The 15,502-nt window shown below is 71.1% G+C and carries 14 protein-coding genes; 6 read left to right on the top strand and 8 right to left on the bottom strand.

Annotated features, from left to right (window positions below; translation table 11 throughout):
* The first annotated feature begins 241 nt into the window (after positions 1 to 241).
* Positions 242 to 724, top strand: a complete 483-nt coding sequence (locus Apa02nite_RS41460; RefSeq protein ID WP_067700353.1) for a hypothetical protein — start codon at positions 242 to 244, stop codon at positions 722 to 724.
* Between the two features lie 72 nt (positions 725 to 796).
* Here Apa02nite_RS41460 and Apa02nite_RS41465 read toward each other — a convergent pair whose 3' ends face one another.
* From Apa02nite_RS41465 to Apa02nite_RS41475, 3 genes are all read right to left on the bottom strand, one after another.
* On the bottom strand, positions 797 to 2,053 hold the full coding sequence (locus tag Apa02nite_RS41465; protein ID WP_203829964.1) for a L,D-transpeptidase: 1,257 nt from the start codon (positions 2,051 to 2,053) through the stop codon (positions 797 to 799).
* Positions 2,054 to 2,172: 119 nt separating this feature from the next.
* Complete coding sequence (locus Apa02nite_RS41470) at positions 2,173 to 3,042, bottom strand: 5-oxoprolinase subunit C family protein (protein ID WP_203829965.1); 870 nt, start codon at positions 3,040 to 3,042, stop codon at positions 2,173 to 2,175.
* Positions 3,039 to 3,656: a 5-oxoprolinase subunit B family protein gene (locus tag Apa02nite_RS41475; protein ID WP_203829966.1), complete on the bottom strand. Its 618-nt coding sequence runs from the start codon at positions 3,654 to 3,656 to the stop codon at positions 3,039 to 3,041. Before Apa02nite_RS41475 ends, Apa02nite_RS41470 begins: the two co-directional genes overlap by 4 nt.
* Before the next feature lie 124 nt (positions 3,657 to 3,780).
* Here Apa02nite_RS41475 and Apa02nite_RS41480 point away from each other — a divergent pair, with 124 nt between their 5' ends.
* From Apa02nite_RS41480 to Apa02nite_RS41490, 3 genes are all read left to right on the top strand, one after another.
* On the top strand, positions 3,781 to 5,085 hold the full coding sequence (locus tag Apa02nite_RS41480) for an MFS transporter (RefSeq protein WP_203829967.1): 1,305 nt from the start codon (positions 3,781 to 3,783) through the stop codon (positions 5,083 to 5,085).
* Between the two features lie 37 nt (positions 5,086 to 5,122).
* The gene (locus Apa02nite_RS41485) at positions 5,123 to 5,842 is read left to right on the top strand and encodes a glycosyltransferase family 2 protein (RefSeq protein ID WP_203829968.1); all 720 of its coding nucleotides are present in this window, start codon (positions 5,123 to 5,125) and stop codon (positions 5,840 to 5,842) included.
* A 173-nt stretch (positions 5,843 to 6,015) separates the two neighbouring features.
* Positions 6,016 to 6,855, top strand: coding sequence for a patatin-like phospholipase family protein (locus Apa02nite_RS41490; RefSeq protein WP_203829969.1), 840 nt, complete (start codon positions 6,016 to 6,018; stop codon positions 6,853 to 6,855).
* 304 nt (positions 6,856 to 7,159) lie between these two features.
* On the opposite strand, the gene Apa02nite_RS41495 is transcribed toward Apa02nite_RS41490, so the two are convergent.
* On the bottom strand, positions 7,160 to 8,164 hold the full coding sequence (locus tag Apa02nite_RS41495; RefSeq protein ID WP_203829970.1) for an NADPH:quinone reductase: 1,005 nt from the start codon (positions 8,162 to 8,164) through the stop codon (positions 7,160 to 7,162).
* A 100-nt stretch (positions 8,165 to 8,264) separates the two neighbouring features.
* Here Apa02nite_RS41495 and Apa02nite_RS41500 point away from each other — a divergent pair, with 100 nt between their 5' ends.
* Positions 8,265 to 9,227, top strand: a complete 963-nt coding sequence (locus tag Apa02nite_RS41500) for an endonuclease/exonuclease/phosphatase family protein (RefSeq protein ID WP_203829971.1) — start codon at positions 8,265 to 8,267, stop codon at positions 9,225 to 9,227.
* Here the strand turns inward: Apa02nite_RS41500 and Apa02nite_RS41505 are convergent.
* From Apa02nite_RS41505 to Apa02nite_RS41515, 3 genes are all read right to left on the bottom strand, one after another.
* Positions 9,221 to 10,144, bottom strand: coding sequence for a S66 peptidase family protein (locus tag Apa02nite_RS41505; protein WP_239164922.1), 924 nt, complete (start codon positions 10,142 to 10,144; stop codon positions 9,221 to 9,223). The two genes, Apa02nite_RS41500 and Apa02nite_RS41505, sit on opposite strands and share 7 nt — an antisense overlap.
* A 150-nt stretch (positions 10,145 to 10,294) precedes the next feature.
* Positions 10,295 to 10,945: a hypothetical protein gene (locus Apa02nite_RS41510; RefSeq protein ID WP_203829973.1), complete on the bottom strand. Its 651-nt coding sequence runs from the start codon at positions 10,943 to 10,945 to the stop codon at positions 10,295 to 10,297.
* Between the two features lie 30 nt (positions 10,946 to 10,975).
* On the bottom strand, positions 10,976 to 11,845 hold the full coding sequence (locus Apa02nite_RS41515) for a hypothetical protein (protein ID WP_203829974.1): 870 nt from the start codon (positions 11,843 to 11,845) through the stop codon (positions 10,976 to 10,978).
* A 230-nt stretch (positions 11,846 to 12,075) separates the two neighbouring features.
* Here Apa02nite_RS41515 and Apa02nite_RS41520 point away from each other — a divergent pair, with 230 nt between their 5' ends.
* Entirely contained in the window at positions 12,076 to 13,740 is a 1,665-nt protein-coding gene (locus Apa02nite_RS41520; protein ID WP_203829975.1) for a glycoside hydrolase family 99 protein, read from the top strand.
* Between the two features lie 10 nt (positions 13,741 to 13,750).
* Here Apa02nite_RS41520 and Apa02nite_RS41525 read toward each other — a convergent pair whose 3' ends face one another.
* Complete coding sequence (locus Apa02nite_RS41525) at positions 13,751 to 15,400, bottom strand: methyl-accepting chemotaxis protein (RefSeq protein WP_239164923.1); 1,650 nt, start codon at positions 15,398 to 15,400, stop codon at positions 13,751 to 13,753.
* Between the last annotated feature and the right edge of the window lie 102 nt (positions 15,401 to 15,502).

The raw sequence follows: 15,502 nt of genomic DNA on the forward strand, positions 1-15,502 counted from the left end.
GGGGTGCGAACCCGGCCTGGCATCCCTCGTTCTGATAGGACAAGAACTACGTTCGGCGACCTCGCTGATGGCAACCAGGCAGTCAGCGAGGTCGCAGAAAAGAATGGTTTGCACGCCGTGGCGCCCGAACGGCTCCCGGGATGCGAAAGGGCTCTATCGGACGAACCCTGCACTTCACGATCGGCCGCTCAGTTCCTGGGGGACGGCCTCACCACGCATATGAAAATCCGAGGAGACCGGAATGAAGGAGCACGGTTCGGCAATCGCCATGGAATTCGCCAAGGGCCCGTTCGAAGGCTCGGACTACAACCTGATCATGATGGTGCTCGCGATGGCCGGGGTCCTGGCGACGCTGCTCTCCGTCCAGCAGGCCCGCAGGTCGCACCGTCGGCGGACGCCGAAGATCACGATGCCGCTGGACAACGCCCGATGCGGCGAGAGCATCCCGTTCACCGCCGCCGGTTTCCACCGTTTCGAGGTGGTGATCCTGTTCTTCACCGCATTCCAGGCGGCGGAGAACGTACCGGCGAGCGCGCGGGAGGGCACCGTTCAACTGCAGGCCGACCGTAACGGAAGGCTGAGCGATTCGGTGACCGTGCCGGTGGAGCTGCCGATCGGGAAGAATCTGATCGTGGTGCAGCGCACCGACCCGCACGCCGATCCGGCTGAGGTGTCGCGGGAGTTCTACGTCCTGGCGCGCCGCGGCGAGCGCCAGGAGCACTGAAGGGCGGCACGATGTACCCGCCTCGCCGTCATGCCCCCATGATCGGCGAGGCTGGCACCGCCCGGATGGTGACTAGTCCCGGCCGTACTTGTCGAACGAGACGGTCCAGTCGCCCAGGCCGTTGTAGATCGGGAGCTTGCGGGGGCTGTGCGTCACGTCGACGACGTCACCGAGGATGAAGTTCTCGTAGACCCACTTGGCGTCTTTCATGCTCAGGTTGATGCAGCCGTGCGACTTGTTGGCCTCGCCGAGCTGACCGTTCCACGGGGCGGCGTGCAGGAACTCACCCGAATAGGTGATCCGGGTGCAGTACTCGACGTTCTCACTGACGTAATAGTTAGGGTCATTCTTGTCCTGGACGCCGTAACTCGACGAGGTCATCGTGTGGTACCGCTCCTTGGAGAGCACCACGTGCGGGCCGCCGGCCGTCCAGAAGCTGATCGCCTGGCCGTTCGCGCCGGTGGTGCCACCGCCGCGGCCGAGGCTGCTCTTCATGGTGCGGACCAGCTTGCCGTCGATGTAGACCTTCGTCATGTGCGTCCGGTTGTCGCTGATCGCGATCAACTGGCGGTTGACGGTGAAGTGCGTCGAGGCGTTCTTGCCGCCGTACGTGGTCTTGCCGAGCTTGGTGCCGAACGCGTTGACCTTGACCTTGACGGTGGTGCCGCGCGCCCAGTACTTCGCCGGCCGCCAGTGCACCGTCGAGTCGCTCGACCAGTAGAACTTGCCCTCGACCTGCGGCGACGTGGTGATCTCGATGGCCTTCTCGGCAGCGGCCTTGTTGACCGAGTGGCTGAACGCGACGATCACCGGCTGGCCGGCGCCGTAGTTCTTGCCGGTCTTCAGCGAGGCCAGCCCGTTCGCCTGGAACGTCACCCGGGCGATGTTGTCCGGCTTCAGCGTGGCGAACGTGGCGGTCGTGGTGCTGGACGCGCCGAGGCTGTCGGCGGCCGTCGCGACGACCTTGTATTTCTTGCTGTAGTCGAGATCCTCGGTCGACTGCCAGGTGCCGTCGGACTGGATCTCGCCGTCGATCTTCGTCTTGCCGGAGGTCACGGTGACCGATTTCAACGATCCGTCCGCGACGGTGACCACGATCGGCTTCGCCGGCGACCACTCCTTGGCGCCGTGCGCGGGCGTCACGGTGACCTTGGCCGGCGCGGCCACCGGCGTGGTCGCCAGGGCCTCCGTCTCGGCCTCGGGCGTGGTGAACACCGGGTTGGTGCCCGCGCTCGCCTTGGTCGACGAGCAACCGGCGGCGGTGCCAGCGGTCGCGGCGGCGGCAGCCACGCCCAGTGAACCGATAATGACCTTACGTCGCTGAATCATGGCTCTCGCAATCGAGGGGGGTCCCGGCCGTTGCCCATCATGGCCGTATAGGTCAAGACGGTGCTGAGGCCCGAAAAGTTGCCTGCCGCGTCGATTGATTTTGGCGAGACCCGAGAATGTTACGTGTATCCGGCCGTCGGTGAGAAGCGGATCTCGGTCCCCGGACGGGCCTGGCCGATCAGATCGACGTCGGCCGGGTCGACCACGCCGATCACCGGGTAGCCGCCGGTGGTGGGGTGATCGGCCAGGAAGATCAATGGCTGGCCGTTCGCCGGCACCTGGATCGCGCCCAGCACGAGGCCTTCGCTGGGCAGCTCGCCGCCGACGGCGCGGGTCAGCTCCGGCCCGGTCAGCCGGGCGCCGACCCGGTCGGTCGCGGCGGAGACCCGGTATTCCGCGGTGAACAGGGTCGCCAGCGCGGCCGGGGTGAACCAGTCGTCGCGTGGCCCGGGCCACACCCGCAGCCGCAGGGCGCCGGCGGGCCGCGGGTAGGGCGCGAGGTCGACCGCGGGCGGCGGGCCGGTCACCGGGCCGAGCGGGAGCACGTCGCCGTCGCGGACCTGGCCGGGGCCGAGCCCGGAGAGTGTGTCGGTGGCCCGGCTGCCCAGCACCGGCGGCACCGCGATCCCGCCGGCGGCCGCCAGGTAGACCCGCAGTCCCGCGGTCGCCCGGCCGAGAACGATCAGCGCACCGGCCGGCACCGCGAGCGGGAAGCCCGGGTCCGCTGGGCGGCCGTCGACGGTCACCGTGCACGGCGCGCCGGTGACCGCGAGCGTGGCCGACCGGGTGGCCCGCAGCCGCGCGCCGCCGAGCAGGATCTCCAGCCCGGCGGCCTCCGGTGGGTTGCCGGCCAGGCGGTTCGCCAGCCGCAGCGCCCCGGCGTCGGCCGCGCCGGAGCGGGGCACGCCGAGGTGGGCGAGACCGGGCCGGCCGAGATCCTGCACGGTGGTGCGCACCCCGGCGCGGACCACCTCCAACGCCGCGCTCATCCGGCGTCCACGAACCGCACGGCGGTCCCGGGCGTGAGCAGCGTCGGCGGATCACGTTCAAGATCAAAGAGCACCGCTTCGGTACGACCGATGCACTGCCACCCACCCGGTGACGCGGTCGGGTACACCCCGCTGTACGGCCCGGCCAGTGCCACCGTACCCACCGGCACCCGGGTCCGCGGTGTCGCCCGCCGGGGCACGTGATGCCGCTCGTCCAGCCCGGTCAGGTACGCGAACCCGGGCGCGAACCCGCAGAATGCCACCCGGAACTCGGTGCCGGTGTGCACGGCCACCACGCCGGCCCGGTCGGTGTGCCACAGCCGGGCGACGTCATCGAGGTCTTCCCCGTCGTACCAAACCGGGATGGTGATCGTCGGCGCGGAGCCGGCGGTGGATCGCGGTCTGGCGGGACGCGTGGTTTTCAGCAGTGTGGTGATCCGGGCGGGGTCGGTGATGCCGTCGACCAGCACGGTGCGCGCCGCCGGGACGATCTCCGTCGCGGTCAGCGTGCCCGCCGCCCGCGCCGCCGTGAGCAGGTGGTAGGCGGCGAAGACGGCCTCGGTGTCGTCCAGTTCGAGGAGAACGGCCGACGGGCCGGCCCGGTGTGCGCGCATGACTCTCCGCTCCCGAGGAGTAACACAAGCTTCATATTGAGGTATTGCCGGATTGTTGAACGATTTCTAGAGTGTGGCATACGGCACCACGCATCCCACGATCACCCCCCCGTAGGAGCAAGCCATGACTGCAAGTCGTCGCGTGATCATCGCCAGCCTGGTCGGCACGTCCCTCGAGTGGTACGACTTCTTCCTCTACGCCTCGGCCGCCGCCCTGGTCTTCGGCAAGCTGTTCTTCCCGAGCTTCGAGCCGGTCACCGGCACGCTGCTGGCGTTCACCACCTACGCCGTGGGGTTCGTGGCCCGCCCGCTCGGCGGCATCATTTTCGGTCACTTCGGCGACCGGGTCGGCCGCAAAGGCGTGCTCGTCGTGACGCTGCTGCTGATGGGCGGCGCCACGTTCCTGATCGGCGTGCTGCCCACCTACGCGACGATCGGCGCGGCCGCACCGATCCTGCTGGTCACGCTGCGCTTCGTGCAGGGCCTCGGCCTCGGCGGCGAGTGGGGCGGCGCGGTGGTGATGTCGCTCGAGCACGGCGACCCGCAGCGGCGCGGACTGTCCGCCTCGTGGCCGCAGGTCGGTGTCCCGGCCGGCAACCTGCTCGCGTCCGGGGTGCTCTGGGTGCTCTCCGCGACCCTTTCGGAGAGTTCCTTTCTCAGCTGGGGATGGCGTGTACCGTTCCTGCTGTCTGGCGTGCTTGTGCTGGTGGGCCTCTGGATTCGGGTCGCGGTCACGGAGTCGCCGGCGTTTGCGGAGGTTGCGGCCCAGGGCGTGAAGGCCAAGCTGCCGCTGCTCGAGGTGCTCCGCGAACACCCGCGCGGGCTGCTGGTCGCGATGGCCGCACGGATCGGCACCGACGTCGCTTTTTACACCTTCTCCTTGTACGTCCTGACGTACGTGACCGGAACCGTCGGCCTGCCGCGCACCGTCGCGCTCACCGGGGTGCTGGTCGCCTCCGGCCTGCAACTGCTGCTCATCCCGTTCTTCGGCGGCCTGTCTGACCGGGTCGGCCGGCGTCCCGTCTACGCGGCCGGTGCGATCGCGGCCGCGGTCTGGAGCTTCGCGTTCTTCCCGCTGCTGGACACCGGCAACACCCTGGTCATCGTGCTCACCGTGGTGGTCGCGCTGGCCGCACACGCCGCGATGTACGGCCCGCAGGCCGCGTTCGTCGCCGAGATGTTCTCCACCCGGCTGCGCTACTCGGGCGCCTCGATGGGCTACCAGATCGCCGGCATCTTCGGTGGCGCGCTCGCCCCGATCATCGCGATCAAGCTGGTCGCGGCGACCGGCAGCGCGTTCGCGGTGTCGGTCTACGTGGCGGCCGCGCTGCTGCTCACGCTGGTGGCGTTGGCCTTCGCCCCGGAGACGTCCGGCGCCCCGTCCGCTCCCGGCGTGATCCGGCCCGGTCTGTCTCCTACCGGACGGTAGGGATTCGGCCGGTGGCCCGCAGGGTAGGAACCGGCCGGTGAACACCTCGTACCCGGACGTCGCCCTGCTGCTCGCGGTCCACAATCCCGGACCGCACCTGAAAGACCTGATCACCGGCACGATCGCCGACGGCCTCGATCCCACCCGGATCGTGGTCGTCGACGACGGCAGCGGCCCGTCCGCCGAACCCGAGCTGTCGGCGATCCGATCCCTCGGCTGCCCGGTCCTGATCCACCCGACCAACCAGGGCAAGGGCATCGCCCTCAAAACCGGTTTCCGGTACGCCGTGACCGAACTCCCGGGCCTCGACGTGATCAGCGCGGACGCCGACGGCCAGCACCACCCGCAGGACGTACGCCGGATCGCCGAGCGCACCGGCCGGGGCCTGATCGTGCTCGGCACCCGCCCGTTCGCGCCGATGCCGTTGCGCAGCCGCTTCGGCAACACGGTGACGCAGCTGCTGTTCCGGGCGGTCACCGGCCGGGCCGTGACGGACACGCAGACCGGGCTGCGGGCCTATCCCGCCGACCTGCTCGAGCGGTTCGGCGCGATCGAGGGGGAGCGCTTCGAGTACGAGATGAACGTCCTGCTGGACGCGGCGGCGGCGTCCCGGCCGATGGAGGAGGTGGCGATCCCGGCCCGCTACCTCAACGGCAACGCCGCCTCACACTTCGGCGGCGTGGTGGACTCGATCCGGATCTACCGGCCGCTCCTACGCTACGCGTTCACGTCGTTGCTGACGCGGCGCGCTCGCTGACCGCTCGCCGCCGCTGGTGGGCGGACCGTCTTCGTTTCGCCGCTGCCGGTGGCGTGCCGGGTGAGCGCTGAGGCGTGGGGATCGCCGTCGATCTGCCGCTGAGGTGACTGCCGGGCCTCTCGGCCGGGGCGTCTGAGCGCCGGCTGTGCCGGTGGGGTGCTTGAATGCCAGGCATGGGTATCGATGGCAAGGCTCTGGTGCTCGGTGGTGGCGGCGTCACCGGGGTCGCCTGGGAGATCGGCCTGCTGCACGGCCTGGCCGAGCACGGCGTCGACCTGACCGACGCCGGTCTGTTCGTCGGCACGTCGGCCGGGTCCTCCACCGCCGCGCAGGTGCTCTCCGGTGTGCCCCTCGCCGACCTCTACGAGGCGCAGCTCGCCGGCCCGGGCACCGAGATCCCGGCCCGGCTCGGCCTCGGCGGCCTGCTGCAGTACCTGGTCGCCGGGATCTGGCCGGGCGACCCGGCACGCGGCCGCGCCTGGCTGGGCCGCCGAGCGCTCCGCGCCGACACCGTCCCGGAGGCGGAGCGCCGCGCGGTGATCGCCCGCCGCATCGGCGACGGTGGCTGGCCCGCGACCCGCCTGCTGATCCCGGCCGTCGACGCCACGACCGGCGCGGCCCGGATCTTCGACGCGGCCGCCGGTGTCCCGCTGATCGACGCGGTAGCCGCCAGCTGCGCGGTCCCGCTGGTCTGGCCCCCGGTCACGATCGACGGCGTCCGCTACATCGACGGCGGCATCCGCTCGATCGCCAACGCCGACCTGGCCGCCGGCAGCCGGCAGGTGGTGGTCCTGGCCCCGGCCACCCAGTCGGTCCGCCCGTCGGGTCGCCCGAGCGCCCAGGTAGCGGCCCTCGGCCCGTCGGTGCGCGGCGCGGTGGTGTCACCGTCCGCGGCCGCCCGCTCGGCGATCGGCACCAACCCGCTGGACCCGGCCCGCCGCCGCCCCGCCGCCGAAGCCGGCCGAGCCCAGGCCGCCACCGAAGCCCCCCACCTCCGCACCCTCTGGACCTGACCCACCCCGCTCGCGTCTCGCCCGCACCCGCCCGCGTTGTGCCCGCGCGACACCGCAGCCACCCCGGCCGCCGCGCGGCCCCGGCCCCGGCTGGCTCGCAGGGGTGTGTGCGGGCTCTTGAGGGACCCCTCACGGCCAGCCGAGCAGCGTGAGCTGGCTCCTGGAGGTGTGTCCGGGTTGTTGAGGCACCCCTGGGAGCCAGCCGGGGTGCGTGAGCGTCGGGGGTTCTGGTGGTGGCTGGTTGCGGGGGGTGTCTCGACGCTTCGGATACACCCCTGGGAGCCAGCCGGGGGCTGTGGGCGTATTAAGCGACGGCGATCAGGACCTTGCCGACGGCGTTGTGTTCGACGGCGTTGTGGGCTTCGGCTGTCTGGTCGAGCGGGAAATGGTGCACCGGCAGGCCGTGTGCCGCGCCGATCGGGAGGGCGCCGTCGCGCAGGGCCGCTCCGATGTCCTCGGCCGCAGCCTGCAGGGCGCGTTCGCCGACCGAGTAGAGGATCAGGAACTGGATGCGGGTGTTGAGCATCATCAGCGGGCGGATGTCGAACGACGCCGTGTCGCCGCCGTTGTTGGCGTAGATCGCGATGGTGGCGTGGTTGGCGATGACGGCCTGGTTGAGCGGGGCGTTCGGGCCGGGGGAGACCTCGACGACCAGGTTCACGCCGTCGGGCGCGACCGCGCGGATCTCCTTGGCCGCCTCGGCGTGCCGGTAGTCGACGACGTGGTGGGCGCCGGCCGCGGTGGCCAGGGCGGCCTTCTCCGGGCTGCTGACCGTGGTCACCACGGTGGCGCCGGCCCAGCGGGCGAGCTGGATCGCGGCGTGCCCGACCGCGCCGGCGCCGCCCGCGACCAGCACGGTGCGGCCGAGCAGGGCGCCCGGGTGGAGGCGGTCCGGGCCGCCCTCGGCGACGGTCAGCGCGCGGTGAGCGGTGACGGCGGGGACGCCCAGGGCGGCTCCCAGGTCGTACGAAATGGTGTCGGGCAGGGGAAAAGCGTGCCCGGCGGCGATGATCGTGTAGTCGGCGGCGGTGCCGAAGGCGCTGCCGTGCGCGGCGAGCATGAGCCAGACGCGATCGCCGACCCGGTGGGACAGCACGCCGGGACCGACCGCGTCGACCAGGCCGGCACCGTCCATGTTCGGCGTGGCCTCGGGGAAGCCCGGATCACCGGCCGAGCGGCGTTTCCAGTCGGTCGGGTTGACGCCGGAGCGCATCACCCGGACCCGGATCTGGCCGTCACCCGGCTCGGGAACGTCCCGCTCGGCGAGGCGGAGCTCGGAACTGTCGCGGCTGAACACGATCGCCCTCATGGAAGTGACCCTACGACCGGGGGAACCGGCGGGCATAGCGCATTCATGATCAACGTAGGCTCCCTACGGTTGACCAGCACCGTCGTTGGAGGAGGTCACCATGGGCGAGTTCGACGACAGCCGTCGTGGATCGAGAGCGGTCGTACCGATCCTGGCCGGCGTTCTCGCCGCGGCGCTGAGCCTGCTGCTGCTCGGGCATCGGGCGCTGCCCGGCTCGGCGGGTTCCCTGCTGGACAGTGCGCTGCCCTGGCTGGCCGCGCCGAGCGTGCTCCTGCTGCTGGTCACGATCCCGGCGCGGCGGGCCGGTGTGCTCGCGGCGTCGCTGGTGCCGACGGTGATCTGGGCGGTGTTGTTCGCCCCGACGCTGACCGATCACGCCCAGTCCGGGGAGCGGGATCTGCGGGTCGCGTCGCTCAACCTCGGCAAGGCCACGCCGGGTGAGGCGCTGCCGCCGCTGCTGGCCGCGCAGCCCGACGTGCTGGTGCTCCAGGAGATCACTCTGGACAACCGGGATGCCGTGACGGCGACGGTGGCGGCGGCCTTTCCGTACCGCACCGAGACCGGGACGGTGGCGATCCTCAGCCGGTTCCCGCTGTCGGCGACCGAGCCGGTCGACATCCGGATCGGCTGGACCCGGGCGATCGCGACCACGGTGGCCACGGCCGGTGGCCCGGTTCGCGTTTACGCCGCTCACCTGGCCTCGATCCGGGCCGACATGACCGCGGACCGGGACCGTACGCTCGCTGCCCTGGCCGCCGCCGCGCACGCCGACCCGAGCCCGCGCCTGGTCCTGGCCGGCGACCTGAACACCGCGACCACCGACCGGCAGTTCGCCGCGTTCACCCCGCTGCGGGACAGCCAGCAGGAGGCCGGTGCGGGCTTCGGGTTCACCTGGCCGGCGGCGTTGCCGGTGGTCCGCCCGGACCACATCCTGGTGCGCGGCCTGGCCACCCGCCGTTCGTGGGTGCTGCGGGTGCCGGGCAGTGATCACCGCGCGGTGCTGGCCGACGTGGACACCACCGCGCCGCCGCCCGCCGCCGAGCCGTCCGGAACTGGTCAGTAAACGGCCTGCACGCCGGCTTCCACGGTGAGCGTGCCGGCGGCGGTGTCGATGGTGGCGCGGCTGCCGAGCGGCACGGTCAGCTGGCCGGTGCCATGCCCGACCCGCAACCCGCCGAGCACCGGAACCCCCAAACTTCCCAACCGATCTTGTACGGCCTCAGCCGCCGTCCACTGCCCACCGGTCACCGGCGCGTTGGTGAACTGGCCCAGCGCCACCCCGGCCAGCCGCCGCAGCGCACCCGCCCGGATCAGGTGGGTCAGCATCCGGTCGTAGCTGTACGCGGACTCGTCGGTGTCCTCGAGCAGCAGGATCGCCCCGCGCAGGTCGGGCAGGTCCCGGGTGTTCACACTGGTCTGCACCATGGTCAGGTTGCCGCCGAGCAGGGTGCCGGTGGCCGTGCCGGGGACGATCACCGCGGCGCTGGGCTCGGCCGGGTCGCGGGTCAGCACGATCGGGTCGGTGGTCATCACCGCCCGGCGCAGCGACTCGATCTCGGTGGGGCCGGTACGGGAGTCGGTCCAGTTGATCATCGGGCCGTAGAAGCTGACCAGTCGCGCCGCGGTCCACAGCCGGCCGCTGAGCACGGTCAGGTCGCTGAACCCGACGAAGACGCGCGGGTCCCGCTTGATCGCGGCGAGGTCGAGCCGGTCGATGATGCGCTGGGTGCCGTACCCGCCCCGGGCGGCGAAGACGCCTCGGACGCCGGGGTCGCGGAACGCCGCGTTCAGGTCGGCGAGCCGGTCCTCGTCGGTGCCGGCCAGGTAGCCGTACCGGTCGTACAGATGGGTCCCGGTCTCGACCACCAGACCGAAACTCTCCAAGATCTGGATGCCGCGGGCCACCCGGGTGTCCGGGATGCCGGCCGGTGCGACCACCCGGACCCGGTCACCGGGGCGCAGTGCGGGAGCGCGGATCACGGCTCGTGCTCCTGCCTGTGCGGGTGTTCCGGTCGCGGCAGCGGCGGCACCCGCGGCTGTCGCTGCGATGAGGGTACGGCGGGAGATCGTCACCCGCGGAACGTTGCCGCCACTCGTCGCCGCAGTCAAGTATGTCGATGGAATCGTGCGTCACCGTTCTTCGTGCCAGGGCCGTCCTCCATCATCGCGTACCAGGGTGTGCCCCGGCTGCAGGTTCAGGACATCGATCAGGCTCTGGTCCTCGTCGACGGCGTGGTGCAGGTGCCCGACCCGGCCGGTGTCACCGTCCGCGCCGGACGCGCCGACCAGGTGCCACACGCCGTCCTCGGCGTGGTGACTGACCCGCAGGGCCGGCTCGCGCTGCTCGAAGACCTCGGTGGACTGCACGGCGAGGGTGCCCAGCAGCCAGTGGCGCATCCAGTGGGCGCGCCGGTCGCGTTCCATCACCAGGTCGGTGACCCACCAGATGAACGGCAGGGTGTCGTGGGCGCGCGCCTGGTCCGCGGTCAGATCCGGGCCGCCCTCGGGGACCCGCTCGAACGGTTCGTCGGTGAGCGCGTACGCGATGCCGTCGTCGTTGACGAAGATGACCGCGTGGAACGAGCCGCCACCGGGGTTGCCGACGCCGATCCCGATCGTCAGGTGGCCGACGTGCGGGTCGGCGCCGGTGGTCCAGCCGAACGCGTACGAGGCCATCTCCCCGCGCGGCGAGACGAACTCCCCGAACGCTCGCCGATCCATCCCGGTCACGTCCGCTGTGGGCACCTCGACCAGCGCACCCTCCACCACCTGGATCTCCACCCGGGCACGATAGCCGACCAAGATCAGGCCCTATCGCGGCAGCCTCGCGGCGGCGGCGACCCGTTCCCGCCACTCGCGGCGGATGGCGAGCAGTTCCGCGCGGTGCTTCTGCTCCCACCCGTCGAGGCGTTCGTCGAGCAGGCGCATGGCGGCGAGGTAGGCGGGCCGCCGGCACTCCACGTCGGTGGCGAGGACGGCCTTCAGCTCGGTGAGCTTGCTCTGCCACTCCGGGCTGCCGGGGACGCCCCTCAGCGCGATGAAGAGGAAATCGGAACGATCCATACCGGGCACGTAGCCGTGCCGGCCGTTCATGCACCCGTCGTAGGTCCGCCAGGCCTTGGCGACCGTGGGGTCCCGGTAGAGCGGCGGCACCAGATCCTGGAAGGCGATGAGCCGGTAGGCGTTGGCGGGTGGAACGATGTCGAGGTAGGACCGGTACTGATACACCAGCGCACACCTGTTGGCGACACCCATGTCCGCGGGCCGTGCCCGCCTCTTGAGAACATCGGCGCGTCGGGCGCGCAGCCAGGCGTACTCGTTGAGTTCGAAGCGGCTGGTCCCGGCCGTCAGCGAGTCGACGATCGTCGCGCTTCCGTTCCCGTACCCGACATCGGCATCAGTGAAGTCACGATACAAACTGATGAAAGGCGCTTTTTGGTACGGACGGCCGTGCGCCCGCATGCACTCCGCGATCCCACCCTCAGCGCGTCGATAGTTGAGCCGCTCCGAGGCTCGCAACTCCGCCACGTCCCCGGTGATGCTGCGGGCGAGCGCGTCCCACCGCGCTACGGTCCTGGCCAGGTCGAACCGGGGTCCAGCCTCGGCCGCCGGCACCGCGGGGGAGCTCACCGCGGCCAGCACCGCGACCCACGACGCCACCGCCATCAATCGCCGTCTCATGGCGGTTCAACGGTCCGGAGACCCGGGTGGTCACGGCGCCCGCCGGGAGCGCGGCCGCCTGTCCGGAATTCCGGACATCGGGTGACCGCAATCCTTGAGCTCCGGAATTTCCGCCACGAGTCCAAGATGTTGCAAAGAATCGTCTAACTATTGCGTACGTGTGACCGGCACTGCCACGATGGCCATCGATATCCGTCGCCGTCCCCCGTCTCGGCTCGACAGGAGTTCCCATGGCTGTGTCCCGGCGTACCCTGCTGTCCTCCGCCGCCCTCGCCCCCGCCGCCGCGCTGCTGAGCGGCACCGAGCGAGCCGCCGCCGCGTCCCCCGCCGGTGACGTCGTCGGCAAGGTCACCGTCGGCTACCAGGGCTGGTTCGCGGCCCCCGGTGACGGCGCGCCGATCGGCGGCTGGTGGCACTGGAGCCGTGACCGTTTCCAGCCGCCGTCGCCGGCCAACACCACGATCGTGTCCTGGCCCGACGTCCGCGACTACGCGCACACCTACCCGACCGCGTACCCGAATCTCGGCAGCGGCCAGCCGGCCGCCCTGTTCTCCTCCTACGACCAGCAGACCGTCGACACGCACTTCGACTGGATGCGCACCTACGGCATCGACACCGCGGCCCTGCAGCGGTTCAACCCGGTCGGCGACGAGGGCCCGACACGCGACGCCATGGCACTCAAGGTCCGCGGCGCGGCCGAGCGTTCCGGCCGCAAGTTCTATGTGATGTACGACGTGAGCGGCTGGTCGAGCATGCAGTCCGAGATCAAAGCCGACTGGACGGCGACGATGTCGTCGCACGCCGCGTCGGGTGCCTACGCCCGGCAGAACGGCAAACCGGTCGTCTGCATCTGGGGTTTCGGCTTCAACGACGAGAACCACGCGTTCACCCCGGCCGCCTGCCTGGACGTGATCACCTGGTTCAAGGCGCAGGGCTGTTACGTGATCGGCGGGGTGCCCACCTACTGGCGGGAGGGCAGGAACGACAGCCGCACCGGGTTCCTCGACGTCTACCGCGCGTTCCACATGCTCTCGCCGTGGATGGTCGGCCGCACCGGTGACCTGGCCGGGCTGGACTGGTTCTACGCCAACGTGAACACCGCCGACCAGGCCGACTGCGCCGCGCACGGCATCGACTACCAGCCGTGTGTGCTGCCCGGTGACCTGTCGGCCGGGCATCGGCGGCACGGCGACTTCTACTGGCGCAGCGTGTACAACATGGTCCGGCTCGGGGCACAGGGTCTCTACGTGTCGATGTTCGACGAGTTCAACGAGGGGAACCAGATCGCCAAGACCGCGGAGACGGCCGCCTCGGTTCCCGCCGGGACCGGCGTCCGCGCGCTCGACGAGGACGGCACGTACTGCTCCGCCGACTACTACCTGCGGATCACCACGGATGCCGGCCGGATGTTGAAGGGCCAGATCGCGCTCACCGTCGTACGCCCGACTCCGCCCACCCTGACCACGCCGCCGCCGCAACCGGGCGGCGATCTCGCGGCCCGGAAATCGATGTCCGCGAGCAGCACCAAGGACCAGTACGTCGCGGCCAACGCGGTCGACGGCGACGCCGGCAGTTACTGGGAGAGCGCCAACGGCGCCTTCCCGCAGTGGATCCAGGTCGACCTGGGCGCCGCGAACCCGGTCGCCCGGGTGGTGCTCAGGCTCCCGCCGTCGTGGGGTGCGCGCAGCCAGACCCTGGCGGTGACGGGCAGCACCGACGGTTCCTCGTTCGGGACGCTCGCGGCAGCGGCCGGGCGGGTGTTCGACCCGGCCGCCGGCAACACGGTGACCGTGGTGTTCCCGGCGGCGACGGCCCGGTACCTGCGGGTCACCGCGACCGCGAACACCGGCTGGCCGGCCGGGCAACTCTCCGCGCTGGAGGTCTACGCCGGGTGATCGCTCCCGGTCAGATGCGGAAGCCGCTGATCACCTGCTGCAACTCCGCGCTGATCCCGGTCAGCTCCTGCACCGTCGCGGTCGCCTCGCCCAGCGACGCCGTGGTCGTCTGCGCCGCGCTGGCCACCCCGGTGATCGTTCCGGCGATCTCGGTGCTGCCCTGTGCCGCGTCGCTGACGCTGCGGCTCATCTCGCCGGTGGTCGCGGTCTGCTCCTCGACGGCCGACGCGATGGTCAGCTGGTAGTCGTTGATCCGGGCGATGATCTGCGAGATCTCCCCGATCGCGGCGACCGCGTCGACGGTGTCGGACTGGATCGCGGCGACCCGCTTGGAGATGTCGTCGGTGGCCCGCGCGGTCTCCTGGGCGAGATCCTTGACCTCGCTGGCCACGACGGCGAAGCCCTTGCCCATCTCGCCGGCCCGGGCCGCCTCGATGGTGGCGTTCAGCGCGAGCAGATTCGTCTGCTCGGCGATCGCGGTGATCGTCTTGACCACGTTGCCGATCTCGGCGCTGGAGTCGCCGAGCTTGGAGACGGTGGTGTTGGTGGTCGCGGCGACCGTCACCGCCTCGGCGGCGACCCGGGCGGCCTGGTTGGCGCTCTCGGCGATCTCCCGGATCGAGACACCCATCTCCTCGCTGCCGGCCGCGACCGTCTGCACGTTCATCGACACCGTTCCGGCGGCGGCCGCGACGGTGTCCGCCTGGGTCGCGGCGTCCCGGGCCGACTCGCCGATCCGGTCGGTGGCGCTGGTCAGCCGCTGCGTGCTCTGCCCGAGGACCCGCGAGCTGGCGGTCAGCCGCCCGACCATCTCCCGCAGCGCGTCCCGGGCCACGTTGACCGCGACGGCCATCGCGCCGAGTTCGTCGCGGACCTGGACCTCGGCCGGCACGGTGAGGTCGCCGTGCGACACCGCGGCGAGCGAGTCCGAGACGCTGCCGAGCTGCCGGACGATGACCCGGCAGACGAACGCGCCGAGCCCGACCGCGAGGGCCAGCGCCATCCCCATGAAGAGCAGCATCTGGTTGCGGGCGCCGCCCGCCGAGTCCTCGGCTTGCGTGGTCGCCGCGGCGGCCTCGGCGGCCTCGGTCTCCTGCAGCTTGGTGATCGCGTCCGTCAGCTTCGTCTGGGTGTCGGTCCAGGCGGCCGTGATCTGGTCGGCGGCCGGTGTCTCGAAGCCGCTGGCCGGGGCCTCCTGGAACAGCACCACGTCGCGCAGGTTCTGGAAGTAGGTGAACGACTCCCCGACCTGCTGCGCCGCCGCCAGGCGGTCGGCCGATCCGGCCGCCAGTGTCTGGTACGACGTGAGCGCCGCGGCGAACGCGTCGTCCGCGTCCTTGACCATCCCGCGGGACGTGGGCTTCTGTGCCGCCGGGACCGCCATCCAGCCGAACGTGGCCTGCCAGGCGTCGCTCGACGCGCCCCGCAGCGTGCTGAGCTGGACCAGTGCGTCGACGTGCCCGTCCTTCATCTGTTTGACGTCGTCGCTGAGGCCGTTCATCCGGTTGATGCCCAGGACGCCGATCGCGAGCGCCGCGGCCGCCACGGCCAGCACCGAGGCGAAGATCTTCGTACCCACCCGGAAGTCGGCGAGCCGCCCCGCCAGCGCGTTCCGTTCCGCGGTGACCTGTTCCATCGTCGGTCGCACACCCATGCTCATCGGCTGTTCCCCCTCGGTGTGCGCAGTACCGCCCGACATCTTCACATTCGGCCGGAGATGAGACTAAGTGAGAAAAATCCACGATCGTGGCGCAATGGCGAC

It is taken from the genome of Actinoplanes palleronii (assembly GCF_016862315.1).
In the GTDB taxonomy this organism is placed as follows: Bacteria; Actinomycetota; Actinomycetes; order Mycobacteriales; family Micromonosporaceae; genus Actinoplanes; species Actinoplanes palleronii.